The sequence below is a fragment of the Stenotrophomonas sp. YJH_SMC_130 genome (genome assembly GCF_059369035.1).
Window position 1 is genome coordinate 32,948 of sequence record NZ_JCAFSH010000018.1, and the last position, 23,013, is coordinate 55,960.

The following is a 23,013-nucleotide window of genomic DNA, read 5'->3' on the forward strand; positions in this document are numbered from 1 at the left end:
ATGATCCTGCCAATGCGGGCGGGGACCGGGGGAAAGGCCATCCAGGTTGGCTGGCGCCGCATTGCGCCACGGTTGCAACGGGTCAGGTTGAGCAGCGCGCCGTGCCCTCCTGGAAGAACGCGTCCTCGGCGACCTGTTCGGGCAGGTCGACCTCGAGCTCGCATCTGCGCCCGCCCCCAAGCACCAGCTGCAGCCGCTGCTGTGGCTGGTAGGAGGGCAGGTAAATGCGGCCGCCTTCGACTGTGGCCGTGAGGAACTGGCCATCGGCCAGGACAGTGAGCCCTTTGGGAACGGGACTGCCATCACCGTAGGTGGCGGCAAGGAACGCCCGCTGGTTGAGTTCAACCTTGAATGACACGTAGCTGACCGAGCCGCGCGCCGCGCGCAGCGTTCGCGTTCCGTTCTGCACGTCGGCGCGGCGGGGCAGGCTGCCGCCCTCGATATTCACGCGGGTGTCGGCATAGGCGCGCAGGTTCGGCAGGACGGCCCGGCCTTTGCGGTCGGTCCAGGCGCTGCCGCCACCGGTGCTGAGGCGGACGCCCTTGATGGAACCGACCGTGGCGATACCGAAGGTGTCCTGCACCCGGGTCGGCGAGAAGGTCAGTCCCTGCGGGTGCAGCACCATGCCGCCACTGAGCTGGGTATTGAGCGTCCGGCTTGACTCGCCCAGCGTCATGCTGGCGGCAACGCGCGCCCGTGGCAGCAGCAGGCCCGTGCCCGCAGAGAACTGGCGCGTAGTTTGCCGGCCGCCGTGCTGCTGTGCCGAAGCGCGCCAGTTCAGCTGCGGCGTGGCGCGGCCGGCGGCGTCCAACGCCATGGTGTTGCGGCCATTGCGCTGGCGCACGTTCGCGCGCAACGAGGCGCCGTTGAGTGGTACCGACAACGACAGGTACGCGGCGCGATCGCGCCTGGCGCCCGGTTGCAGCCGGCCACTCACGGATTCGAGGGTGGCACTGAGCGTGCTGCGGCCGATCCTTTGCGACCAGCTGCCCGTCATGCGGCTGCCGCGCCGGCCGTCGAATGTGGCCAATGGTGCCCAGTGCGCGCTGAAACTACCCCAACGCTGGGTGGCGCCCGCGAGCCCGGCCGCACCCTGCCACTTCACCCGGCCCTGCAGGGTTGCAGAGGGCTCGCCAGGATCCAGTTCGTACAGATCGCGATAGCCCCGGGTACGCCGGCTGCCCCCCAGGTTCAACCGCAAGGGTCCCCATTGCGTGCCGAGCCGCAGGTCCATGGAAAGGCCATACCCGTGCGCCGCGCGCGCGAACGTTGTGCGGCCACTGATGATGGCGCGGCTGTTGCCTTGCAGTACGTGGTCCAGGCCCAGGCCGACCGCTTGATAGCGCTCGCTCAGCAACGCACCGCCGCTGAGGACCGCGTCTGCGGCGGGCAGGCGCCAGGCGCTGCTGGTGGTCAGCAAACTGCGGCTACCGCCACGTACGCTATCGAATCTACGCAGCTGGCCGGCAGCGAGAGTGGCACCGGGGCGTGCCAGGCGGGCACGGTTGAAGCTGGTTGCCGGGACCTGGAAGCGTCGTTCGCCGTCCTGCTCATGGACCGTGACCTCCAGGTCGGCCGTGGCACTGCGTGGCGAGATGGCAGACAACGCGAAGGGCCCAGGTGGCACCAGCGTGCTGTGGATCAATACGCCGGATTGGCGGACCTCGACCCGTGCCTCACTGTTGGCAAGGCCTTCAACCACGACGCCCCCAGCCTCCGGCGCGGGCAGCGCGTCCTCCGGAAGCAGCTGGATGCCGGTAATCAGCGCGCCGCCAAACAACGGGCCGGCCACAGCCAACTCACCGATCTGCAGCAGCTGGCGGCGGTGCACCATGCTGCGCTGCGCAAAGCTCTCCACCACCTGCAGGTGCGAGGCGCTGCCCGAGTGGCTGAAGGACTGCCGGCTGCGCAGGATCCAGCCGCCGGTGTTGACCCCGACTTCGGTGAAGGCGGTGTACGACGTCTGGCTGCGGCCAGCGGCCACCCGGGTATTGGACGAGACGTCGTAGTTCAGCAACGCAGCGCTGCCGCCTTGATGCCAGTCATCGGGAGTTCCGTTCGCATCGTCCAGCGCCTCCACAGGCAGCACCAGGTGCAGCGCCTGCTGGCCAGGCTGCGGGCGCACGACGGCCTGTGGCCACGCCTGGCGCAGGTCGAAGGTTGCGTCTTCGCCGAGGTCCGCGACCGAGCGTGGCGTGTGCAGCCGCGCATCGCGCAACAGCGCCAGAGTTGCGCGCAGCTCGCCGGAGGTGCTGAACTGCGCGTCGACCGAACCGCGGCCACGGCCATTGACCTGCAGGGCAACACGGTGCGAACCCGGTGTGAATTGCGGCGCTTTGCGGAACAGATCCGCCAGTTCCGGAGCCAGGCCCCGGCTTATCAGCATCTGTCGGTCGAATTCGGCCTCGACCGGTATGTCCTGTGCCGATGCCGCAGGGGCGTGCAGCAGGCCGCTCACGGCCAACGCCAGCGCCGAATGCCGCAGCCAGGCGTCGTTCATTTCATTCCGCTGGCAGCCCGTTGGAGGAGGGCTGCGAGAGATCATTTCAACGGCGCGTCATAGCTGCCGGCAGCGAATCCGTAAACGCTGGCGGGTTCCAGGCGGACGACGGTGTCATTGCCTGCGTTGCCAGAAACCGGCAACGTCAATGACTCTCCCGGGAGCACGTAGGGCCGTTGCAGCGTGACCACCGTCGCCGAGGGCTGGAGGGTTACGGACGGTGTCAAGCGGACAACGTACGGGCTGTCGTTTGTGACCCGCAGCGCGTCGCCCTCGCGGGACCACTGCAGCAATGTCCACGGCGTGTTGTTTCTGGCCAGCCCCTTCGGATGCAGCAGCAATGGCAGGTTCTGGCGGATACCGATACCGACCACCGCCTGGCCATCAGCTTCCAGTGAATGGCCAATACCCTCGAAGGTGACCCGCTTCAGGCGCTGCGTACGCAGCGGCGGACCCTGATAGATGAAGCGGACCATCTGCTGTTGCCCGGGGTCGACGCGCGCGACGGGGGGCGTAGCGATCACCACGGTATCGGGATCTTCCGGAATATCCAGCACCACGGTATGCAGCAGTGCCGGCGTCGCATCTGTGTTGGTTACATCCATTGCCGCTTCGCCTACCGCCTCGTCGAGAATCACGATGGTCGACTGGGGTTGCATGCCATTGGCTGACGCATTGCTGGCAATCAATGCGCAGGAAATGGCCAGGATGCAGCGGTGCAGTACGGGTAGGCTGGCGGACATGAAAAGGTCACCTGACGGTCGCCACACACGACCTTGGCCGTTGCAACGAGTGAATCGGACGCGTCCCTTGGCGCGGATATAGCCTCGGGTTAGCCTGCATTCTTCCGGCAGAGAGGGGGGTGAAAAATAGGACGATGCCGATAGTTGAGTGGCGGCGTGGCGCGTGCTTCGCCCGAGTCGGGACGAGCAACTGGGCCGGCGGGTGGTGGGAGGCCGACTGCTGGCTGGCTTCCTGCACAAGGGTCAGGCCGTGCACAAGGATCTTGGAGATATCCAGATGGGATGTGACGCGCTCGAGGGGCAGCTTTCAGGGCTTCGAGATTTGCCAGCTCAGCTGGAAGTGGCGCTCAAGCGATCCAAAGAAGTTCGCGTTGCTACGGCTGTCAAGCCCAAACGCAGGCGGTCGAATCAATGATCGCCTGGCTGCGATCCCGGCGAGTGACACGAATAAGGGGCAAATTGGCCCTGATTGTTGTCAGTGGATGGACTGGGGACCTCAAGAATCCCTTGGGGCTCAAGAAGGGGCGCGACCCAGACACAAATGCCATCAATTAGGGACACCGACAGAGGCAGGAAGCGCGGCAGCCCCTTGCTGCGCTTTGAACATAATATACATACCGCCGTTGTCAGCAGCGCTAACCGCCTGAATTTGGGCGGTTTTTGCGTTTGCGAGACCCGGCATCGACAGCGCTACCAGCGCGACGACCGCAGCCGCCGCGCCCATTCGGTCCAGCATCAACCGCCATAGAGCACGTTCGGTTGCCGTGGTGGCGCGTTCTGCATGAATCATGGCGATCCAAGTCGGGCCATCGAGCTTCGCCAGCGCGCAAATCTGCGCAATTCGTTCATCTGAGAGCGGCTTTTCGCCCGCGCGAGCCTTCGACAGCAGCTGCCTCTGAATTCCCAATCGAGCCGCCAAAGCATTGTCAGACGGGATTCCCGTGCGTTCGCGGGCGGCATCGAGCAGTTCACCTACGGCGGTCATGGTGTCCTCATGGTTGACAACGTGTGGTCCTTTTAGATTACATGCTCCGCGTGGTCCAGATGGACCACACCCGCCACCGGCACCCCAAGGCCGCTGGCGGGTTCTCTTGGGGCTTGGGGTAGGGGATCACAGATGTTCGACGCCATCTCATCCTTCGCGCTGCTGGGGGCCATTGCGGGCATCTCCATTGGCGGCGCTCGTATCGTTTCGTGGCTGCTCGACCGGCGTGACTACACCGCCGCGCAGCAGTCCCGCGAAGCCCAGGTCATCGCACTCGCACGCGCCGAGATTGCCGCCACCAAGCGCGGCGACCTGCTGGCCGCAGCCGCCTTTGCCGAAGAGCAGGAGCGCGCCGCATGAGCAGGTTTCCCTCATTCGCCGAGATGGCGGAGTTCGATATGGGTCTTGCGGCGTGCGCCGCGCTCATCGCCGTTTGGCTGGGAGCGGCATTGCTCTCCATCGTGATCGAGCAGGCATGGCTGGGGCTTCGTCGCCTGTGGAAGCTCGGTAAGGATCGCTCCAATGGCCGGTGATCGCGCGGTGCTGGCCGGGTCGGGACTCCCCTCGTCTAACAGGGGAGTCAGTGAATTCAGGAACCCCGAGGGAACCCTGACGGTCGGCATTGACTGGTTTTCCGCTTCGGTGGACATGTTCGCCGTCCTCAACGAGCTGGCCTTCCGTGACGGCGATTCCTTTGAGGAGGTCCGCAACTGGATCGACTACAGCGCCGAGAATGCTCGGGTGGTCGCCCTACAGATGTTCTGCTGGTTCTTCGCCGGGCTGGGCCTTGAACTGGATGAGGTAGCAGGGGGAGGGCGCTTCTACCTGTGGCGCGTCAAGATCATCAACGCCGAAAAGAAATTCGTCGGCATGATCGAGCTGGGCGGTGATCACTGTCGCCGCGCCGATGGCACGTATACCGCCCGCATTGAGCTAACCGGCGATGGTTGCAAGGCGGTAGCCGCTGCGCGCTGCGGCCATGCGCAGCGGTGGCTGGAGCTTCGAGCGAAGCTCGAAAGCTGCGGCGGACGCCTAACCCGAATTGACGCCTGCGCTGATGACCTTCTCGGGCAGTACCCATTGCGCCTGGCACAGAAGTGGTACGACGAAGGCGAATTCGACAACCGTGGTCAGCGCCCCAAAGCGCAGTTGGTTGACGACTACGACAGTGGCGACGGTAAGACGTTCTATGTCGGCGGCAAGAAGTCCGAGCGCCAGCTGCGCGTCTATGAGAAGGGCCGCGAGCTGGGGGACAAGGGTTCGCCGTGGGTGCGCTACGAAGCGCAGTTCCGCGCTTCAAACCGTAAGGAGCTGCCGCTCGATCTGCTCCGCGATCCCGCCGCATATTTGCTTGGCGCATATCCCGTTCTGCGGTTCCTGCGCTGCATTTCCTCTCGCATTGACGTCACCAAGGCTGCGGCTGTCGCCACGTTCAAGAGCGCATGTCGCCATTTCAAGCGCCAATACGGCGGCTTCGTCAACTTCGTTATCCGCACATGCCCCGATGAAGAGGTGGCCTTGGCGGTCTTCAAATCCTGCACTTCGCCAAAGCTGCCGAAGTGGGCAACAGGAGACGTAGCAGCGCACTGGGCCACAAGCGTGGCCGTACAACCAACCTGATAGGGGTAACTACACATGAGCGTCAAGGTCACTGTCCTGAAGAACGAAATCGACGAACGCGGCGGCAGCTTCAAGAATGACGCTGGCGAGAACGTCGAGTACACCACCCGCAAGCAGAAGGCGAAGCTTGAAACCGGTGGTTTTGCGTATCCGTTCGACGTGCGCCTGGACAAGGGTCAGCCGGGCTATCCCGAAGGCGAGTACGAGCTCGACGTGGAGTCCATGTTGCAGGTCAACAAGGGCGTCGCGTCGCTGAGCAAGTTCACCGTCCTGCGCATGGTGCCGAAGGGAGCACCTCGCGCGGCTGCTCAGGCCTAAGTCATGGCCGTGTGCGTGTCTCTGACAGCTGAGGGGACGCTTGTACCCACCGGGGAGCCTGCATCGCAGTGTGGTGGGTATGTGCTTGTGTCGGCGGCAGAACACGCACAGGCCTCAATCCTCATCGATCTATTCCAGTGGCCCGAACCGGAAGTGGCCACTGGTTGGTTCTCGGGGGTGTTCACGCTGGTGCTCGCACTGAACGTGCTGGGCTACATCGTGGGCTCCGTCGTGAAGTCGGTCAGTACAGAACGGGATTGACCAACCCATATCCCGCGCAAATCGCGCATCACAGAAGGAGTAGTGCAATGGATTTCGACAGCATCTTGACCGGCCTCGCAGCAACCAGTGCCGTGACCGCCATCATCGGTGCAGGTGCCATCAAGGCGTCGCCCGGCTTTGCCCGTTGGGCGACCAACAAGGTCGCGACCTTCTTCCGCTGATCGCGGAAGAATCGTGACGGGGAGGGGCTGGGAAACCGGCCCCGATTCCTATGCAGATGCAGCCCGATGACGTCAACACCGACGAATACCAGGACGACTGGTGTCCCGAGTGCGGCGGCGATGACGTGATCGTGTTGGACGACGGCAACCTATGGTGCACGGAGTGCCGCGCTGTCATCGATTACTAGGGGCTGATGATGGATTTCAGTGGGGTTTTTCTCGGGCTGTCCGTTGCTCAGGCTGTCGCCGCGATCGTTGCAGCGGGGACGCTCATGGCGCTTCCGTGGTTTGGCCGTTGGTGCGTTGACAAGATCGCCGGCTTCTTTGAGGACCGGGAGGATCAGGACGCCGACGAGCATGCCGACGAAGAAGCGGGCGAGGTTGAGGAGGCCGTCTGTGGCGACACCGGCCATGACTACGACGGCGGCGAGTGCGTCTTCTGCGGCCAATCAGAAAGGGAGGATTGACGATGCTGGTTTGCATGGTTTTCGCGTTTATCGGCGGGCTCACAGGTCACGCCGTTGCCTTGGCCTTCAATGAGGCCAGCCAGTGATTCGACTCGCTTTGCTTGCTCTGATCGTGTTTGGCGGCCTGTGGCTTCCCGGCGAAGTCCGCGCCGCAGCGGACTGCCCCAGCAATGGCACTTGCGATCAGGGCACGGCATACGCGATGTGCAAGGCGGCGGTAGAGCGCACAGTTCAGGCATTTGATGTGCCGGGCAATCCATGGGGGAAGCCGCAGGTTCGCGCTGACTGTAGGCAAGGTGGTACGCCTGCTAGTGGCTCGTATACATGCGCTGTGGCTCAGGGACCGAACGGTGGCGCGGTCCGCTGTTACAACGCGGCGGGCGACGACAATACGCAGTCCTTCTACTACAGCGGCGCATGCTCTGCTCGGCCAGAGCAAACCGGCTGGAAGGGCGGCGGAAACAATGGGCTTGAAAGCGTGTGTAGCAACGGTTGCGCATACAGCGGCTCGCTCTATGCACAGGCGCCCACGGGACGCCTCTTTACGCCCACTGGCGCCACGTGCACGGAGAACGATCACCCTGCGCCTACTACGCCCGATCCGGGTGAAGGCGGGGGCGATGGAGGTGGAACCGGCCCCGGTGACGGCGGTGGTGATGGCGGTGGCGACGGTGGAGGTGACGGCGGGGGCGGTGATGGTGGGGGCGGTGATGGCGGCGGTGGCACCGGGCCCGGTGATGGTGACGGTGATGGGGATGGCGACGGGGATGGCGAATGCAAAGACCCGGACGGCTGTGCAGGACCTGGGCCGGGCCCGGGAACGGGCGAGGGCGGTGACGGAGGGGCGCCGGGACCTACGACAGGGCGTCTCTACAAGAAATCCGGCAAGACGGTTCAGAAGGTGCTAGCGGAGTTCAAGACGGCCATTGAGGGCGCCCCGATCTTGTCGAAGGTCAAAGGCTTCTTCGGTAGTTGCACTGGCGGTGGTAGTTGCCCGACCGCAACATGGGACGGTGGGCAGTACGCGGGCAAGTTTGACCTGGCCTCGCTGTGCTCTGGCCCACTACTACAGCTATTCCAATACGCCGGATTCGTCTTCCTTGCGGGCATGGGCATCGTGGCGCTGAGGTGGGCACTGCTATGAAGCGTAATCATCTGATCGTGCTAGCTGCTGCGCTGCTTGTGCTTGTGCTGTCAGCTTCGTGGGCATATGCCGATGGGGTAGGGCCGGTCACCGCCCTCACCACGTGGGCAAAGGAACAGATCACGTCGTTGTGGGCGGACTTCTCCGACTTCATGACGGATCTGCAGACCGACTTCATCGAGCTGGTGCTGTCGTTCGTCAAGGCCATCGTGTACCTGATTCCAGCACCTGATTTCCTGTCGCAGATCAGCTTCTGCGCAATGCTCAACGCTGCGGGGCCGTGGACCGCGTTCATCGTTGCCCAGTTGCGTGTCGGTGAGGCTATCGCGGTACTGACGGCTGCACTTGTATTCCGCCTTGTGCGGGTGTTCCTCACTCTCTTCCAGTGGACGTAACGAAATGATCTTCGGCCATGAAGGCTTGCCGCGCAGCGGCAAGAGCTACGAGGCGGTTCTGCATCACATCCTTCCTGCATTGCGCGCTAAGCGCCATGTCTACGTGCGCCTAAACGGGGTAGGGGAGAGCCTCGACAAGATCGCCGCGCACCTGGGCATGCCTGAAGAAGAAGTGCGCGAGCTGGTGCACGTGATGGGCGACAAGGAAGTGGTTGATTGGTGCGTATGCGACACCGACAACGATGGCGCCATTTCGTTTCCGCATATCGAGAAGCACGCACTGATCGTGATCGATGAGGCACACGAATACTGGCCTACCAATCGCGCCAACCTGCCCGAGCGCACTGCAAACTTCTTCGCCAAGCACGGCCATATCAGCTTGGACATGGTGATCATTTCGCAGGACTGCAAAGACCTGCACCGCCTGATCATCCGCCGCATGGCGAAGAAGAACACGTATACCAAGCTCGACGCGCTGGGGTCCGATCAGCGCTACTCGGTGCGGTTCTACGCTGCCACCGGCACGGGCAAATACGAAACCGTTGGCACCGAGGTGCGGAAGTATGATCCGGCGATCTGGGAGCTTTACCACGGCGTGCAGCCGGGCATCGAGACCAATGAGGTTTACAAGGGCAACACGCGCACGCTCTGGAAGACTCTGCGCGGCCCGTCAATCCTGATGGTGCTGGCGCTCGTGGTTGGTGTGGTGATGTTGGGGCGATTCTTCTTCGCCGGTGGCACCACCGGAGAGAGCGGCAAGCTGAAAGAAGTTGTCGCTTCCCAGAAGGCCGCAATTCCCGCGATAGCGCACGCGCCGGGTGCTCAGCCGGCCACGGTGGTCACAAAGGTTGTCGAGGCACCCACGACGAAGGAAAAGCTTCCTGCGGGCGTTCAGTACATCCTCGACATGGCGGCCAATGCCAGGGCGAGGCACGCCGGGTGGTACGGCCAGCGCGATATCGTGGAGTTTCGCGCGTCAGGCGGCGGGCAAGTGCTCGATCGTTTCACCACTGAGCAGCTGTGGGCGCTGGGCTGGTCTGTGAAGCGAACCGAGTTTGGCGTGCTGCTGAGCGCTAAGGGGCACGAGATCATTGCCACGACTTGGCCCGTAGACCCGTTTGGCGAGCAGTCCGATGCTACGACCGCGCGCATAAAGGCTGCGGCGGGGTCGCCTGTGACGAGCGCGAGCGAGACACAGCCGACCACCGCCGCGGCGAACGGGAGCACCCTAATTGCAGTTGGGAAGCGCCCTTTGGGCACGTTCCCAGAGACGCCCCCTTATCCGGCCAGCTTCTGATTAAGGTGATGCATCACGGACAGGGCTGGCCCGGTACATTCTCCCAGCCACCAGGTATGCGGCGGAACGTGATTCCGCCGATGCACCTTGTCTCGCTGCGCCGCTGCTGTGCTTCGCGTTCTGCCTGTTCCCGTCGCGCGCGCACTTCGGCCAGCACTACTTTCTGATCCGCTATCGGTTCGGGCTGGGGGCCGCGATCTACGCTGGTTGGCGCGATTTGTGCAGGTGCGGCCTGAAAGCGCGCATCCCAAGCGCTGCCGGTCTTCAGGTGCAGCCAGATCCCAGCACCGGCCATGCCCAGTAGTAGAACGGCCCACAAGGCCATCCACGGAAACTCCCAGCGTGAGCGTGGGATAGGTTGCAGGTACTCCGGTCGTTCGCGTTCCATACGGCCCCCAAGGCGTCCTGCGAGCATTCTAGCCGGGGTGTAGGGGCAGCGCCCCTACGGAAGCGCCTCACACGCGCTGGCGGCGTTTCGGCCCCGGTACTGGCAGGACTGCTGCGGGAGGCTCGGCGTCGGGGCCAGCCATCGCCACCGATGACCGCTTTTTCCGGCGCTGTGCCAGGGCATCGGAGAGGTTCACCACGCTGGCGGCGTTGAAGGACAAGGGTTTCCGGGGCTTTCCGATCGCGCGGCCGCTCTCCATCATCCGACGCCATTCCTGTGCCTGCGCAGCAGTGAGCGACAGCCACGCGAGATCCTGCGGCTCCAGCTCGCGGCCTTCGGGGGTGACCAGTCGGCCAGCCTTAAACGAAAAACCGGCCCAAGGGCCGGTTAGGTTGCGATCACGCACAATCAGGCTCCATGCCACAGCAGGGCCGAGGGTCGAGGCAAGATGCGTGCCAGCCACTCCCGGATCGCCTTGAACATAATATACATTATGCGCAAAAGTGGTAGTTATTGAGGTGTTGCGTTGAGAAGGCCTTCTAGGCCTACTTGACCGCAACAGTGACGTGATAAATGGTACAAATCATGTTGCTCTCTCCAAGAGTTCCTTGTGCTTAGACTGCTGAATGATCCTCAAGTCCCGAGCTCACTCCGAGGCGCATTGATTGTCGATGATCGCTACAGGCTGCCGCGCTACTGGGCCAGCGTCTGGACATCGATGTCGAGTTCTGAGCTTGCCGCATCCACTCAGGTCAAGCGGCTACGCTATGTGGAGAACCTCTACGCCCACGCAGACAGCCTATTTGGAACCAGTTCTCTAGACGATGCATTGGGCGACCTGGATGACGTACGGCTTGCCGAGATTCTTGAGTCTTGGTTCATATCCATCCGAAACCAAGCCTACGTAGGGTCCGCCGACGAGACACGTTGGAGAACCGGGTTGTCCTTCGTCACGGCCGTAGTCACTTGGCTGTCGAAGACAACCCTGCCAACGGATCGATTACGGCATATCGAGGGTCGGCTGCATCGCCTGTCCAATCTCTATGGGCAGCTACATGTGCGAAAGAGCAAGCACGCGAGCCAGATCCGTTCACTGCCGGCCAGCGTGGTTGAAGTGTTATACGAAATGTTGGACCCAGCATCTGCGACCAACCCATTCCCCAGAACGCATACCAGGTGGCTAACCTTCGTGGCCTTCTTGTTGATGCTTCACCAGGGCCTCCGGCGCGGTGAGCTGATGCTCCTCACGGCGGATGTTGTCAAAAGCGGATTCGATGATCGTCAACAACGACCCCGGCACTGGTTGAACGTGTCGGAAAGCAAGTATTCCGATGACGAGGTTGATCCACGGTATTCGCGACCCAGCATTAAATCTGCGGATTCCGTTCGTCAACTGCCAGTGAGCAACACGATTGCTGCGTTGGTGCAAACCTACGTCGAGAACTATCGAGGAAAGCCAAGTCACGCCTTCCTGTTGAACACGCAGCAGAACACGCCGTTGTCAACGGAGTCTTTGACGAAGATGTTCGCAAAGATCTCCGTGAGCCTCCCACGCGCTGCCCTTAAAGAGCTAACGGACAGAAATCAGAAGACGACCATAACACCCCACGATCTGCGTCATACATGCGCCGTGGTAAGACTGAATCAGCTGCTGCAGCAGGGTGATCCAATGGAAGAAGCGCTCCAGAAGCTCAGGGCGTTTTTTGGTTGGTCCAGAGAGTCACAGATGCCAGTTCGCTATGCCCGGGCAGTGTTTGAAGATCGTCTCTCGTCAGTCTGGAACGACGCGTTAGACGAGAGAGTTTCCGTTCTAAGAGCGATCCCCTCCTAGGCCTCGCTTGGAGCGCGACATGGCTAGAAATGAAAATATTCAATGGCAGCTGGAAGCTGGGGCTTGCGAAATAGTTGCTCAACTACCGTCGTTGCCTCCGGTGATTCGGTACTACGACGATTTCGACGGAAAGCAACGATCAATTCGAGATCCAGCCAATGCCAGATGTTTTGCGGTTCATATCGATGGCCGGGTTGTGAAAGTTGGCTTTGATCATCTGTCCGAGCAACTCGCCTTGTTGATAAAACACGTCTTCTTGTACCTCCTGGGTGAAGGCCTGGCTCCATCGTCGGCAAGCAAGTACGCCCGTGGCAGCAAGGCAATCGGCGAGGCAGAAATCGTCAGGTTGTTGGGGGTAGCACCAACAGGAATAGGATCATTCTGGGCGACATTTTTTGCACGCGACCTGCCGGCGGAAGCGTACGCGTGCGCGAAATCTATCCTGCGACTGCTATGCAAATATCGACTCAACCAATGGGCTGACTCCTATCACGGTGTGATATCCGCCCTGCCCCTTCCCTTCAACGACAAGTACGCCGTCGTCCGGTCTGGCGAAGCGTTTCTCTCGGTGGATGATGAAGCGGCGGTAGTTCGTTTTTTGGACGAAGCGGCAATCCAGGCCAAAGCGTCGTCGCTGACCCTCGAAGATGTGCAAGACGCAGCGATGCTGCTGTGTGCGTACCAGTTCGGGATGCGACCGGTTCAGATCGCAATGCTCACGTTTCGTGACGTCAAAGTTCGTCACGAATCCGTCGACATGTTCGCTTCCGTCCACATCACATTCCGCATGGCGAAACAGCGGAGTTCTAGTGCCGCCAAGCCGCTGCTTAGACGAGTAAAACGCGAGTGGACACCTCTTTTCGTCGAGATCGAACGGCGCTTTCAGGTTGATGGCGATGACGCGGGCGCTAGGGTGTTCGGCGCCACATCCGCAAATGAAGCAAGTCGTCGCATCAGCTCCCTACTCCGCGATCTGCTCGAGCTTGGCGCGACTGCCGTCAATCTACGACATACAGCCGCTCAACGCCTCGTTGACGCCGGCGCAAGCCAAGAGGAACTGGCCGAGTTCCTTGGGCACTCGGATATGACGACTGCGCTCGTGTACTACGAAACATCGGCCAACCAGGCTGAGCGGGTGAACAAAGCCCTGGGAATCTCCGAGATCTATCAGCGCGTGGCTCGCATTGCCCACAATCGTTTTATCGGTCCAGAAGAACTCGCGCAATTGAAAGAGTCCCAGCAGATTGGCGGAGCGCCACATGGTGTTCCGATCGCGGGGATCGGTGGGTGCACCTCCGGGCAGGCTGCGTGTCCCTACAACCCGATCTTGTCCTGCTACGGCTGCAGGAAGTTCATGCCGATTCACGACGTTCAGATGCACTCGAGAGTTCTAGCCGACTTTCGGGATGTGGCGCGGTTTTTCCACGACTCGTCTCGTGGCGACGCGGTTTCGCCGGCCTATCTACAGCTTGAACGGACGATCGCAGAGGTTCAGGCAGTGGTGGTTGAGCTCGAAGGTACGCCGTCTTGAATCCCCACTTCGCCGCTTTCATCAAGCTCGGAATGGAACTGGCCGCGACGCATGGGGTTCCTTGGGGAATTCCTCTGGACCAGAGCGGCACGGCGATCAAAGGGTACGACTGGGACCTCACTGCGCTTGCAGGAGGCGTTGCACCTAAGCATCGCTTGCGCCACTTCAGTTCGGAACCTTCGGCACTTGATGCGCTCAACGCAGCCCACTCTTCGAACGGGCTACCGGTTCTGCATGCGCGCACTTTTTCGCCCGCATGGCAAGACCTCATCAAAGCTGCCGTCATGGAACAGCTGTTTGTTCGCCGCAACTCGTTCGGTCACATCGCCAACAATGTGGCACGCCCCTTGCGCGTGATCGCTACATGCGCGGGGGACGCTGAGCCGTGGAGTGTCACCGTCGACGAGATGGCTCTCGCGGTTCGCACCGGCAACAGCATCCAGGCGTCGGGCAAGCTTGGCGACTTGATCGCGGGTCTGACCAAGGTGGTGTTTGATGCCAACCATTTGGCCGATGTGGGGCCGCTCTACCCTGCCCTCGCCGCCGCACGTCTCCAGCCTAGAGCCACTCGGCGGTCCAAATTTCTCAATTCTCAAGCGGAGATTCGGCACAACCTGGAAGATCGCAAGCGCGCTGAGCGCCTACCAGAACGTCGCGCGTTCTGGGAGTTGGTCCGGATCGTTATGACCGAGCAGCCCCTGACCTTCATGGACGAACTGCGCTTTGCGGCCATTCGCATCATGATCTTGACGGGCTTCCGAATTGGTGAGGCCACGCTCCTCCCCGCTGAGTGGCGGACGGACCGGCACTATTATGACTCGAAGCAGCGGCCTGCAGGGGAGCTAGGTGGCTACTCCAAATCGCTCATGATTCGGCACTTCGCCGAAAAGCAGCAGGCAAAGAATGCAGATAGCAAGGTGCTAGTCGCCAAGACTCACTACGTTCCCCAGATGTTCGAGGAGATCGTGAGCGAGACCCTGACCCGTGCTGAGGCAATCACAAATCCGCTACGAAGCACGCTGAGGAAGCAAACTGAAACAGGGCGCGTTCTGCCAGACTTTGCGCTCGGTGAGCTGGTGCCGACCACGCAAATCTACTCTCGCCTTTCCGGAAACGCCTTCTGGCTAGACCTGGCCGAGGACAAGAAACAGTATTGGATGCAGAAGTGCCGTCAAAACTATTCCGCTGATTGCTTCGACGAGCTCCAGAAAGTTCAAGAGAGCTTGAATGCCAGTCTTCAAGGTGAAATGAGTGCGACCGCTCGCATGTACTTTCGCCGGATGGCGGGATTCGAGGGCAAAGATGGTGGCGCATTGGTGCTGAGAGACGTCGAAGGCAGGGCGGTCTCACCCAACGGCAAGCGCGACATGAGCAAGGTCTTCGTAAGAATCGGAGATCTTGAAAGTTACCTTCGTGTCGCGGCCAGCTCAAAGTTGCCGGACACCGAGCTTTTCAGTCTGACCGATCGCAGCTTTGCTTCCTGGGAATTCCTTTTCCTGCATCCGAAACGGTCCCTAGCCGAGGAGCGAAACAATGGGGTCTGCGATGTCACCCGATACATCTCCGTTGGTCGGCCCGATACAAGCTTGGTCAATCTTTCCCTCGGCGAGCAGAAGTCCCGCGACACGCTTTTCAAACGGTATGGGCAATCTGACGACGACAAGGACCTGGTACTCACCTCCCATACCCTGCGTCACCTACAGAACACCGAGCTTTTCCGTCTCGGCGTAGCCGACACCGTCATCTCCAAACGCTTCAATCGCCGCAGCGTGGCCCAAAGCTACGAGTACGATCATCGCAGCTTGGCGGAAGAGTTGGATCAACTCGAACTGCCTCCAGACGTGGAAATGGCACTCGGCGAGAAAGCCAGCACTGTCGCGAAGATGATCCAATCCGGCAAAGCCAGTGGTCCAATCGTGGATGCGTTCAAGAAGATCCAGAGCGCGGAGGGTGACACCGCAGCGTTCGAGTTTCTGAAGGTCGAAGCCGATGGCTTTCACGCGACTCCATACGGACATTGCTTGAACAGCTTCACTGTCGATCCGTGTCCAAAGCATCTGGAGTGCTTCTCCGGCTGCCGTCATCTGTCGGCAACCAACTTGCCGGAGAACCGCCGTCACCTGCGGACGCTCGAACTCAAGTTGGCCGCGGCTGTCGAGATCGCAGAAGCCAGGCCATCAAAGAGCATCGGCCGCACGAACCAGATTCAACATGCCAAGGTCAGACTTGACGGCGTGCGCACGCTCCTGGCGACCAAGGAAGGCGATAAGCCATTCCCTGATGGTCCCGACCTCTCTCTTCCTCGCCGCAGCGGAGTCATGGATGGATAACGACAGCTTGCAACAAGCCACACGCGATTGCGATCCGGAAATGCGCCGAGTGCTGGACGACCTGCTATCGCGCGACGAGGACATCACCGCGCGGGCGGTTGCACGCTTGCATCCGCAAATCAAAGCCGCATCATCGATCACCCGCAGCAAAGAACGCAGCCGCATGCTTGCGCAGTATCAGGAGCGGCAAGCCGAATTCCGTCGTTGGCGAGGCAGGCCTGGAAAGCTCTCTGGTGATGCCGCGGCCAGCGCCCTGGCAGATCGCGATGTGCGCATCGCCGAGCTTGAATCGCAGGTCGCTCTGCTCACGGCATCCCACGTCGCGATGATCCGCGCAGTAGGCGAACTGGGCGGCTTCAGCAAGTGGGCACAGTTCTATGAATCGTACAGCGGCTCAAGGGACCAGCTTGCGCAGCTGGGCGCGCTGCCAGAAGCAACGGTGGAGTCACTTCCGCAGCGCAGGCCAAAGTAATCGGCGATGCTTCGACCGCGGTGCGGAAGCGTGTGATTCACGCGAATCTATTGAGGAGTAACCACTGAGCGGGCGCCAATTCCTCAAGCGCGTAGACCGCGCCGTTGGGCAGCGGCAGGCCAGTCTGGAAACGCCGGAAGCGGCGCATGTCATCACTGGTGTCTGCGCCGAACCCCAACAGCTTCCACGCCACCATGCCGATCCAGATGCCGTGACCGAAGCAGACCGTTCCGTCGGGTAGCAGCGGGAGCCGGTCGGTCATGAACGCGGATACTCGGCTCGCGAACTGCCCGAAGCTTTCGGCCTGCTCGCCCATCTGCTTTGTGGGATCACCCTCTTTCCAGAACGCATCGGCGATCGGGCGCCGTTGGTCTTGGTCCATGCCGGCGATCAACACCGGGTCGATCATGTCGAATTCCTGCAGCAACGGCTCCTGCTCGATCTTGACCTGCCTTCGCTTGGCGTAAGGCTCGGCGGTGTCCAGCGCCCTGATAAAGGGCGAGGCAAGAATCCTGGGGGGGCTGAGCTGGCAACCGAGCCGATAGCGCCTCTGCCTGCTTGCGCCCCGCTTCTGTTAGTGGAATCAAGGCATGGGGCATGGTGATGCCACCCGCATTGGAGACACTTTCTCCGTGGCGTACCAGATAGATGGAGCGATGCATCAAATTCGCAGCCCTGCCATTGTTAGTCCGCCTCCAGCACCTGCGGCACGTAGATGCGGCGCAACGGCAGCAGGCCCTTGTGGCGTGAATCGAACTGCTCGTAGTGGGCGAAGATCAGGTCCACCAGTTCATCTCCGTCGATCAGGCGCAGGTTGCCCTTGCCCTGTTCGAAATTGCGGCAGGACGGGCTGTAGCTGCCCAGGGTCACGAACAGCCCGTATTCGCCGTGGGACAGCTTGCCGTACAGCGCCGACACGTCCTTGTCGGTCACGGTGTTGGGGCTGCTCTTGACCTGCACCTTGATGATGGGCGGCTCGATGCCCAGGTGGTCCTTGTGGGCGATCACGTCCACGCTGGGCTCGTTCACACGGGTCTTGCGCGCGTGGTAGCCCATGCACTGCAGCAGGTGCACCACGAAATCCTCCAGCGGCAGGCCCTTCAATTCCTGCGCCAGGCGCTTGAGCACGAAGTCGCGGGTGGTGTCTTCCATGTCATCGGTGACCAGGCTCACCGAATGGTCCTGGTCCACCGGCAACGGAGGTGCGGACTTGCCGCCCACCGCCGCGCGGAATTCGTCGGCATAGCTCTTGACCTGGAACAGGCTGAGCGCCGAGCCGATTTCGTACAGCGCGCCCTGGGTGAACTGCAGGCGCGGCACGTGGCTCAGCCATTGCACGCTGCGGCGGTGCGGGTACCCGTGGGTGGCATCGGCCACATGCTGGTACGGGCCAGTGACGCGGCCAATGTGTACCTGCTTGTCCTGCTTGGAGGGGTACACCACCAGGTCACCGGCCTTCATCTCGTGCAGGAACCGGTAGGGAATGCCGGACACCGTGGCAATGCCGCCCTTCTTCGCATCCGGGTAGGCCTGCACATAGCACTGCCGGAAGGCGTCGCGGTCGGCTGCCAGTACGGACAGGTCGCCCATGGCGTCCCAGCCGATGGCAATGCAGCCTTGCTTCAGGAACAAGGCATCGGCATCGCCGGTGCGGCCTGCGTGGATGCCCCACACCACTTCATTCATAGGAATGTCCTTGTGGGGGTCAGCCGTCTTCACGGATATCCAGCGGTGGCAGCGCAGCGACGATCTTCTGCGTTTCCAGGCTGACGGTGACCACGCGCTGGAACAGTTCCAGCGGGTACTTCGGGTTGCCCATGGTTTCGATGGCCCAGTCGTTGGCGTCGTTGACGATGCCGCTGGCCTTGTCCACGCGCAGGGCCTGGCGTTCCATCACCCAATCCAGCGCGGCCTTGCCGTTGACGATGTAGCCCCATGCGGTTTCGGGAATGTCGCGCAGTGTGATTTTGCCGTTGTAGATCACGGTGCCGCGGTCGTTGACGGACTTGCCGGTGTCCGGGTCTTTCTTCTTGGCGAACTTCATCTTCTCGACGCGGTAGTCGGCATCCAACAGCTTGCCCTTGGTCTCGATGGTGAGCGGGTACTTGTCCACCGTTTCGTAGTTCAGGTGCAGCGCGGCGAGGTCGCGGCCGGCGCGGCTGAAATGCCAGAAATCCTGTGCCGTGCGCACACGCGGGATGCGCGGCAGCTCCTTGCTCAGGTTGTCGGCATAGCGTTCGCGGTAGTCGGGGGAATGCAGCAGGCCGTAGATGTAATAGAACAGGTCTTCCTTGCTGATCGTCTCGCCCGGATAGGCGGACTGGAAATGCGCGAGGCCGGCATCGGTGATGGCCTCGCGTCGGCGTGGGCCATCATTGGGAATGCTCGCGAACAGGCCGTCATCGGATTGTTGGGCGGCTTCATCGTAGAGATAGAGCGGAAAACACTGGCCCTTCTCAATGGTGTCAAGGGACGGTATATGGCCAGAAATAATCGCGGAAAATCCAGATCGTGCTCCAGCTCCGCTTAGCTGAATTACTACGTTTTTTGCAGCAGCATCTGGGAAGATGCGCGGCATCTGCAGCACCATCTCGTTGAAAGTCCGATTGAAGTACAGCCATTGTTTGGTGAACGGGCGATACAGGCTGGGAACGATGCACTCGGCATCGAATGTGTAGGTGCGATTCTTGGTCAAGTTCTGCTTGAGCGCGCGAGTCCAACTGATGCGGAGTGGGTCGCTGTCAATGAATCCGTCCACGCGCTCCTGCCGCGCCTTGGTGTCCAGTCCAATATGCGCGGCATCGAAGCGCGCCACTTCGGCGTTGTAGAAGCCGATCATGTTGCGCATGTTTTCCGCAAGCTTGGCCTTGCTATGGCTGTAGGCCCAGGCATCTCGGTTGGTGGCCACGCCTAGCGAGAAGTTGTCGAACATCTTGGACGCGTCGCCCTTCTTGTCGCCCAGCGAGATGAAACGCCCGAAGCTGTCATCGCGCTGCTTCAGCCAGTCGCCATGCGCATCCGGGATGATGTGCTGCCATTCCTGTTCGAGAATACCGTCGACGCTGGCATAGGCTTCTATCCTGCCCAGCTTCTCATCGCGGCTTAGATCGTCACCAATATCGTGGTAGTAGACGTGACCACGCTGATTGGCTTCAGGATTTCTGATCAGAAGTGAGATGGCAATGCCCGCCATGCTGCCGCTTCCGAAAATGTTCTGACCTTCCTTCGCTTGTCCTTTGCTCAGCATGTTCTTGCGGATATCGCCGCGGAGATTGAATACATGCAGGCTGGAGAACTCGGCCACTAAGCAGCGCCGCACCCCGTCCATGGCGGCCTTCTCTAGATAGCCACCATTGGTGACGAAACCGATGATGCCGGCATTGCCGATGCGGTCGCTGGCCCAGCGGATGGCACGGACGTAGCTGTCGTAAAGCCCCTTGGACAACGCCGCGCCTGAGCGTGCGGCATAGGTTTCCGCGATGCGTGCATCCAACGCCGGATAGCCGATGTTCTGATTGTTGTCGTTTTGGCTGCCTTGTCCGATCGAATACGGCGGATTGCCTACAATCACGCGAATGTCGAGCGTCTTCTGCCGCCTGCGCCGCTGGCTGTTGTCCACCAGCAGCGCATCGACCAGATCCTCCTTCTCGTACATCTGGAAGGTGTCGGTCAGGCAGATACCCTCGAAGGGCACGTAGTCGCCGCCGGCGATGCCGTGATACGTGGCCTCGATATTGATCGCGGCGATGTAGTAGGCCAGCAGCACAAGTTCGTTGGCGTGGATCTCGTGCCGGTACTTGTGATCCAGCTCTTCCGGCTTGATCAGGCCGGACTGCAGCAGACGGGTGATGAAGGTGCCGGTGCCGGTGAAGGGGTCGAGGATGTGCACGCCATTGCTGCCGAGGGTCTGCCCGAACTCCTGCTCCAGCAAGTGATTCACGCTGTGCAGGATGAAGTCCACCACTTCCACCGGGGTGTAGACGATACCCAGGCGCTCGGTCATCTTCGGGAAGGCGTTGCGGAAAAACTTGTCGTACAGCTCGACCACGATCTTCTGCTTGCCGGCGGCGCTGTTGATGCCTTCGGCGCGCAGCTTCACGCTGTCGTAGAACGCCTGCAGGGTGTCGGCTTCCTTCTCCAGGTGCAGTTCGTCGAGTACGTCGAGCACGGCCTGCATCGCCTTGGACATCGGGTTGTGGCTGGCGAAGCTGTAGTCGGCGAACAGCGCGTCGAACACCGGCTTGGTGATCAGGTGCTGGGCCAGCATCTCGATGATCTCGGCGTCCGAGACCTTGTCGTTGAGGTCGTCGCGCAGTTCGTTGGCGAAGGCGCTGAAGGCTTCGCGGGCCTTGGCCTGACTGGGGTCTTCCAGCAGCGCCTTGATACGGTCGATGTGGGTCTGCGCGATTTTGGCGATGTCGTTGGCCCAGTCCTCCCAATGGTGGCGGTTGCCGCACTTCTCGACCACTTTGGCGTAGAGCGCGCGCTCGACTTCGCCGATCTCGAACTCGAATTCGCTTTGCACTTCGGCTTCGTAGCCGGGCTGGGCTTCACCGATACTGTGCCTGCTCTTGGCTTTGGCCGCCTTGCGGGCATTGCCGTCCAGCAGCCGCGCGGTCTTGCGCTGCACCGTGTCGGCGACGGCGACGACTTCCATCCGGCTGCGGTCCGGGCCGACGAGGTCGAGCTTGTTGACCATCGCGTCGAAGCGGTCGTCATGGCTGCGCAACGCCTGCAGCACCTGCCAGACCACTGCATAGGTGCGGTTATCGTTCAGCGCTTCGTGCGGCTCGATGCGGCAGGGATCACCACCGGCAGCACCACGTAGCCGCGCTGCTTGCCCGGGGCATTGCGCATCACCCGGCCGACCGACTGCACCACGTCCACCTGCGAGTTGCGCGGAGTGAGGAACAGCACCGCGTCCAGCGCCGGCACGTCCACGCCTTCGGAAAGGCAGCGCACGTTGCTCAGCACGCGACAGGTGTCCGGTGGCGTGGGTGCCTTGAGCCAGTCAAGCTTCGCTTCCTTCTCGCCGGCGTTCATGCTGCCGTCGACGTGCTTGGCCTCGCAGGTCATGCGCGCGGCGTCTTCGATGTCCTCGGCGTCCTGGTAGGCGTCCACGACCGCCTTGAACATGTCGGCGATTTCCTTCGAGCTGACCTTGTGGGTCTTGCCACCCCGGCTGGGCTCGATGACCTGGCAGAACGCGACCGCGCGCTTCATCGGTTCTGCGCTTTCGCCGGCACCCTCGTGGATGCCGAGCTTGGCCAGCGCCTTCCAGCAGCCGACGATCTTGGCGGCATCGTCCACGCGCAGGCTGTTGTTCTCGTCCTTCAGCAGAGTCTGGAGGCGGCGATTGATGTGGCTTTCCTCGACTGCCAGCACGATGACCTTGTAGTCGACCAGCAGGCCGCGCTTGACGGCTTCCGAGAAGGTGATGACGAACAGCTGTTTGCCGTACCAGGCCTCGTTGTCCATCGAGTACAGCGCCACGTTGTCGCGCTCGGCCACGGCCTTGGCCTCGTTGCCGTAGATGCGCGGGGTGGCGGTCATGTACAGGCGCTTGCCGGCGCGGATGTAGGCGGCGTCGTGCACGCGCACGAAGGCGGATTCGTCGTCGCCTTCGAAGGTGGCGCCGGTGGTGCGGTGGGCCTCGTCGCAGACGATCAGGTCAAAATCGGCCAGCCCCTGCTGCTGGGCGTCGTGGATGACCTCGATGGAGTGGTAGGTGCTAAACACCACGGTCATGTGCGCGTTATGGAACCGCTCGACGTATTCGAACACATCAGTCTTCGCTGCATCGAGTGTCAGGTACTTCGTGCGGTAGATCCGCTCGCGCTTGAGCACGCCGAAAAACCCTTCGCAGGCCGCGTTGTCGCCGCAGTGTCCCACCGCGCTCATCGAACAGACCAGGCCGTTTCTCGACAGATACCGCTGGTAGTCGCCGCTTCGGAATTGACTGCCGCGATCGGAATGCAGGATCACCGGCTCCGCGCCTTGCCGCTGCCATACCGCCATCTGCACCGCCCGGATCACCATGTGCCGGTCCTGCCTGTGGTGCATCGACCAACCCACCACGCGCTGGTCGAACAAATCCAGCACGATGCATAGATACAGCTTGCCTTGTCCTGTTTTGATCTCAGTGATGTCGGTGACCCATTTGGTCTCCGGCTCCAGTGCGGTGAAGTCCCGCTCCAGCAGGTTGCGCACGCCCGGAGGCGTGAGCGCCGGCCGTCCGCGCTGACCGCGCCGCTTCGGGCGCGGCCAGCCCTGCAAACCCTCGGCCGCCATCAGTCGCGCCACGCGGTTCAAGCTGGCCGACTCGCCCTGATCGACCAGGTCTTCGTGCATGCGACCGGCGCCGAGAGTGCCACGGCTGTCCTCGTGCATCTCGCGGATTCGCGCGGCTGACCTGCCCCCACTGGCCATACCAGTGATTACTGATAAAGCCCGGGGTTGAAGGTTACTGCGTTGTCGGCTTGTTGTGCTCGGTGGTTGGCAGCGAACTGGGCAGGCGGGATTCGACCGCAGCTGCTGTGTGGTCGCACC

Annotated in this window: 20 protein-coding genes and 2 pseudogenes; 13 read left to right on the top strand and 9 right to left on the bottom strand. The window is 61.6% G+C overall.

The window, feature by feature from the left end; genetic code table 11:
* Positions 1–82 precede the first annotated feature (82 nt).
* The 3 genes from AC5P5V_RS15785 to AC5P5V_RS15795 form a co-directional block, all read right to left on the bottom strand.
* Positions 83–2,500, bottom strand: a complete 2,418-nt coding sequence (locus tag AC5P5V_RS15785; RefSeq protein ID WP_231352725.1) for a fimbria/pilus outer membrane usher protein — start codon at positions 2,498–2,500, stop codon at positions 83–85.
* A 41-nt stretch (positions 2,501–2,541) separates the two neighbouring features.
* Positions 2,542–3,243, bottom strand: a complete 702-nt coding sequence (locus AC5P5V_RS15790; protein ID WP_134967688.1) for a fimbria/pilus chaperone family protein — start codon at positions 3,241–3,243, stop codon at positions 2,542–2,544.
* A gap of 547 nt (positions 3,244–3,790) precedes the next feature.
* Positions 3,791–4,228 carry a DUF3693 domain-containing protein gene (locus tag AC5P5V_RS15795; RefSeq protein WP_495215944.1) on the bottom strand — a complete coding sequence of 146 codons (438 nt, stop codon included), beginning with the start codon at positions 4,226–4,228 and terminating at the stop codon, positions 3,791–3,793.
* Positions 4,229–4,360: 132 nt separating this feature from the next.
* Here AC5P5V_RS15795 and AC5P5V_RS15800 point away from each other — a divergent pair, with 132 nt between their 5' ends.
* From AC5P5V_RS15800 to AC5P5V_RS15840, 9 genes are all read left to right on the top strand, one after another.
* A complete protein-coding gene (locus AC5P5V_RS15800; protein WP_163353246.1) occupies positions 4,361–4,588 on the top strand; it encodes a hypothetical protein in 228 nt (75 codons plus the stop codon).
* Positions 4,585–4,761, top strand: a complete 177-nt coding sequence (locus AC5P5V_RS15805) for a hypothetical protein (protein ID WP_157806053.1) — start codon at positions 4,585–4,587, stop codon at positions 4,759–4,761. Before AC5P5V_RS15800 ends, AC5P5V_RS15805 begins: the two co-directional genes overlap by 4 nt.
* Positions 4,751–5,848 carry a replication initiation factor domain-containing protein gene (locus AC5P5V_RS15810; protein WP_495215945.1) on the top strand — a complete coding sequence of 366 codons (1,098 nt, stop codon included), beginning with the start codon at positions 4,751–4,753 and terminating at the stop codon, positions 5,846–5,848. The genes AC5P5V_RS15805 and AC5P5V_RS15810 overlap by 11 nt, the downstream gene beginning before the upstream one ends.
* A 15-nt stretch (positions 5,849–5,863) precedes the next feature.
* Positions 5,864–6,166 carry a single-stranded DNA-binding protein gene (locus AC5P5V_RS15815; RefSeq protein ID WP_495215946.1) on the top strand — a complete coding sequence of 101 codons (303 nt, stop codon included), beginning with the start codon at positions 5,864–5,866 and terminating at the stop codon, positions 6,164–6,166.
* A 308-nt stretch (positions 6,167–6,474) separates the two neighbouring features.
* Positions 6,475–6,609 carry a hypothetical protein gene (locus AC5P5V_RS15820; RefSeq protein ID WP_051007159.1) on the top strand — a complete coding sequence of 45 codons (135 nt, stop codon included), beginning with the start codon at positions 6,475–6,477 and terminating at the stop codon, positions 6,607–6,609.
* A gap of 50 nt (positions 6,610–6,659) precedes the next feature.
* Entirely contained in the window at positions 6,660–6,797 is a 138-nt protein-coding gene (locus AC5P5V_RS15825) for a hypothetical protein (RefSeq protein WP_495215948.1), read from the top strand.
* Positions 6,798–6,803: 6 nt separating this feature from the next.
* Positions 6,804–7,076: a hypothetical protein gene (locus AC5P5V_RS15830; RefSeq protein WP_080052984.1), complete on the top strand. Its 273-nt coding sequence runs from the start codon at positions 6,804–6,806 to the stop codon at positions 7,074–7,076.
* 1,140 nt (positions 7,077–8,216) lie between these two features.
* Positions 8,217–8,615 carry a hypothetical protein gene (locus AC5P5V_RS15835; RefSeq protein WP_412703390.1) on the top strand — a complete coding sequence of 133 codons (399 nt, stop codon included), beginning with the start codon at positions 8,217–8,219 and terminating at the stop codon, positions 8,613–8,615.
* 4 nt (positions 8,616–8,619) lie between these two features.
* Positions 8,620–9,912 carry a zonular occludens toxin domain-containing protein gene (locus AC5P5V_RS15840; RefSeq protein ID WP_495215949.1) on the top strand — a complete coding sequence of 431 codons (1,293 nt, stop codon included), beginning with the start codon at positions 8,620–8,622 and terminating at the stop codon, positions 9,910–9,912.
* Positions 9,913–10,367: 455 nt separating this feature from the next.
* Here the strand turns inward: AC5P5V_RS15840 and AC5P5V_RS15845 are convergent, their stop codons facing one another.
* Complete coding sequence (locus AC5P5V_RS15845; protein ID WP_101765456.1) at positions 10,368–10,706, bottom strand: DUF3653 domain-containing protein; 339 nt, start codon at positions 10,704–10,706, stop codon at positions 10,368–10,370.
* 204 nt (positions 10,707–10,910) lie between these two features.
* On the opposite strand from AC5P5V_RS15845, the gene AC5P5V_RS15850 reads away from it, so the two are divergent.
* Genes AC5P5V_RS15850 through AC5P5V_RS15865 form a run of 4 tightly spaced genes read left to right on the top strand, consistent with a single transcriptional unit; the run spans position 10,911 to position 16,464 of the window.
* Positions 10,911–12,131: a site-specific integrase gene (locus AC5P5V_RS15850; protein ID WP_032960048.1), complete on the top strand. Its 1,221-nt coding sequence runs from the start codon at positions 10,911–10,913 to the stop codon at positions 12,129–12,131.
* Between the two features lie 19 nt (positions 12,132–12,150).
* Positions 12,151–13,662, top strand: a complete 1,512-nt coding sequence (locus AC5P5V_RS15855; RefSeq protein ID WP_049449467.1) for a site-specific integrase — start codon at positions 12,151–12,153, stop codon at positions 13,660–13,662.
* Entirely contained in the window at positions 13,659–15,992 is a 2,334-nt protein-coding gene (locus AC5P5V_RS15860) for a hypothetical protein (RefSeq protein WP_032960046.1), read from the top strand. Before AC5P5V_RS15855 ends, AC5P5V_RS15860 begins: the two co-directional genes overlap by 4 nt.
* Positions 15,985–16,464, top strand: a complete 480-nt coding sequence (locus tag AC5P5V_RS15865; protein ID WP_005409644.1) for a hypothetical protein — start codon at positions 15,985–15,987, stop codon at positions 16,462–16,464. The genes AC5P5V_RS15860 and AC5P5V_RS15865 overlap by 8 nt, the downstream gene beginning before the upstream one ends.
* Before the next feature lie 37 nt (positions 16,465–16,501).
* Here the strand turns inward: AC5P5V_RS15865 and AC5P5V_RS15870 are convergent.
* From AC5P5V_RS15870 to AC5P5V_RS15890, 5 genes and pseudogenes are all read right to left on the bottom strand, one after another.
* Positions 16,502–17,126: pseudogene (locus AC5P5V_RS15870) on the bottom strand (histidine phosphatase family protein).
* A gap of 22 nt (positions 17,127–17,148) precedes the next feature.
* Positions 17,149–18,150 (bottom strand): restriction endonuclease, encoded by a 1,002-nt coding sequence (locus AC5P5V_RS15875; RefSeq protein WP_005409646.1) that lies wholly within the window; start codon positions 18,148–18,150, stop codon positions 17,149–17,151.
* A 19-nt stretch (positions 18,151–18,169) separates the two neighbouring features.
* Entirely contained in the window at positions 18,170–21,217 is a 3,048-nt protein-coding gene (locus AC5P5V_RS15880) for a type ISP restriction/modification enzyme (RefSeq protein WP_495215950.1), read from the bottom strand.
* A gap of 20 nt (positions 21,218–21,237) precedes the next feature.
* A complete protein-coding gene (locus tag AC5P5V_RS15885) occupies positions 21,238–22,212 on the bottom strand; it encodes a helicase-related protein (RefSeq protein ID WP_495215951.1) in 975 nt (324 codons plus the stop codon).
* Positions 22,210–22,878: pseudogene (locus AC5P5V_RS15890) on the bottom strand (IS3 family transposase); the annotation flags it as partial. The gene AC5P5V_RS15885 and the pseudogene AC5P5V_RS15890, both read right to left, overlap by 3 nt.
* Positions 22,879–23,013 lie beyond the last annotated feature (135 nt).

Excerpts from the sequence above, each read along its gene's own strand:
- AC5P5V_RS15815 (WP_495215946.1), top strand. The coding sequence starts at position 5,864 with ATGAGCGTCAAGGTCACTGTCCTGAAGAACGAAATCGACGAACGCGGC.
- AC5P5V_RS15820 (WP_051007159.1), top strand. The coding sequence starts at position 6,475 with ATGGATTTCGACAGCATCTTGACCGGCCTCGCAGCAACCAGTGCCGTG.
- AC5P5V_RS15855 (WP_049449467.1), top strand. The coding sequence starts at position 12,151 with ATGGCTAGAAATGAAAATATTCAATGGCAGCTGGAAGCTGGGGCTTGC.
- AC5P5V_RS15800 (WP_163353246.1), top strand. The coding sequence starts at position 4,361 with ATGTTCGACGCCATCTCATCCTTCGCGCTGCTGGGGGCCATTGCGGGC.
- AC5P5V_RS15795 (WP_495215944.1), bottom strand. The coding sequence starts at position 4,228 with ATGACCGCCGTAGGTGAACTGCTCGATGCCGCCCGCGAACGCACGGGA.
- AC5P5V_RS15840 (WP_495215949.1), top strand. The coding sequence starts at position 8,620 with ATGATCTTCGGCCATGAAGGCTTGCCGCGCAGCGGCAAGAGCTACGAG.
- AC5P5V_RS15835 (WP_412703390.1), top strand. The coding sequence starts at position 8,217 with ATGAAGCGTAATCATCTGATCGTGCTAGCTGCTGCGCTGCTTGTGCTT.
- AC5P5V_RS15810 (WP_495215945.1), top strand. The coding sequence starts at position 4,751 with ATGGCCGGTGATCGCGCGGTGCTGGCCGGGTCGGGACTCCCCTCGTCT.
- AC5P5V_RS15785 (WP_231352725.1), bottom strand. The coding sequence starts at position 2,500 with ATGAACGACGCCTGGCTGCGGCATTCGGCGCTGGCGTTGGCCGTGAGC.
- AC5P5V_RS15805 (WP_157806053.1), top strand. The coding sequence starts at position 4,585 with ATGAGCAGGTTTCCCTCATTCGCCGAGATGGCGGAGTTCGATATGGGT.
- AC5P5V_RS15865 (WP_005409644.1), top strand. The coding sequence starts at position 15,985 with ATGGATAACGACAGCTTGCAACAAGCCACACGCGATTGCGATCCGGAA.
- AC5P5V_RS15830 (WP_080052984.1), top strand. The coding sequence starts at position 6,804 with ATGATGGATTTCAGTGGGGTTTTTCTCGGGCTGTCCGTTGCTCAGGCT.
- AC5P5V_RS15790 (WP_134967688.1), bottom strand. The coding sequence starts at position 3,243 with ATGTCCGCCAGCCTACCCGTACTGCACCGCTGCATCCTGGCCATTTCC.
- AC5P5V_RS15885 (WP_495215951.1), bottom strand. The coding sequence starts at position 22,212 with ATGACCGTGGTGTTTAGCACCTACCACTCCATCGAGGTCATCCACGAC.
- AC5P5V_RS15825 (WP_495215948.1), top strand. The coding sequence starts at position 6,660 with ATGCAGATGCAGCCCGATGACGTCAACACCGACGAATACCAGGACGAC.
- AC5P5V_RS15875 (WP_005409646.1), bottom strand. The coding sequence starts at position 18,150 with ATGAATGAAGTGGTGTGGGGCATCCACGCAGGCCGCACCGGCGATGCC.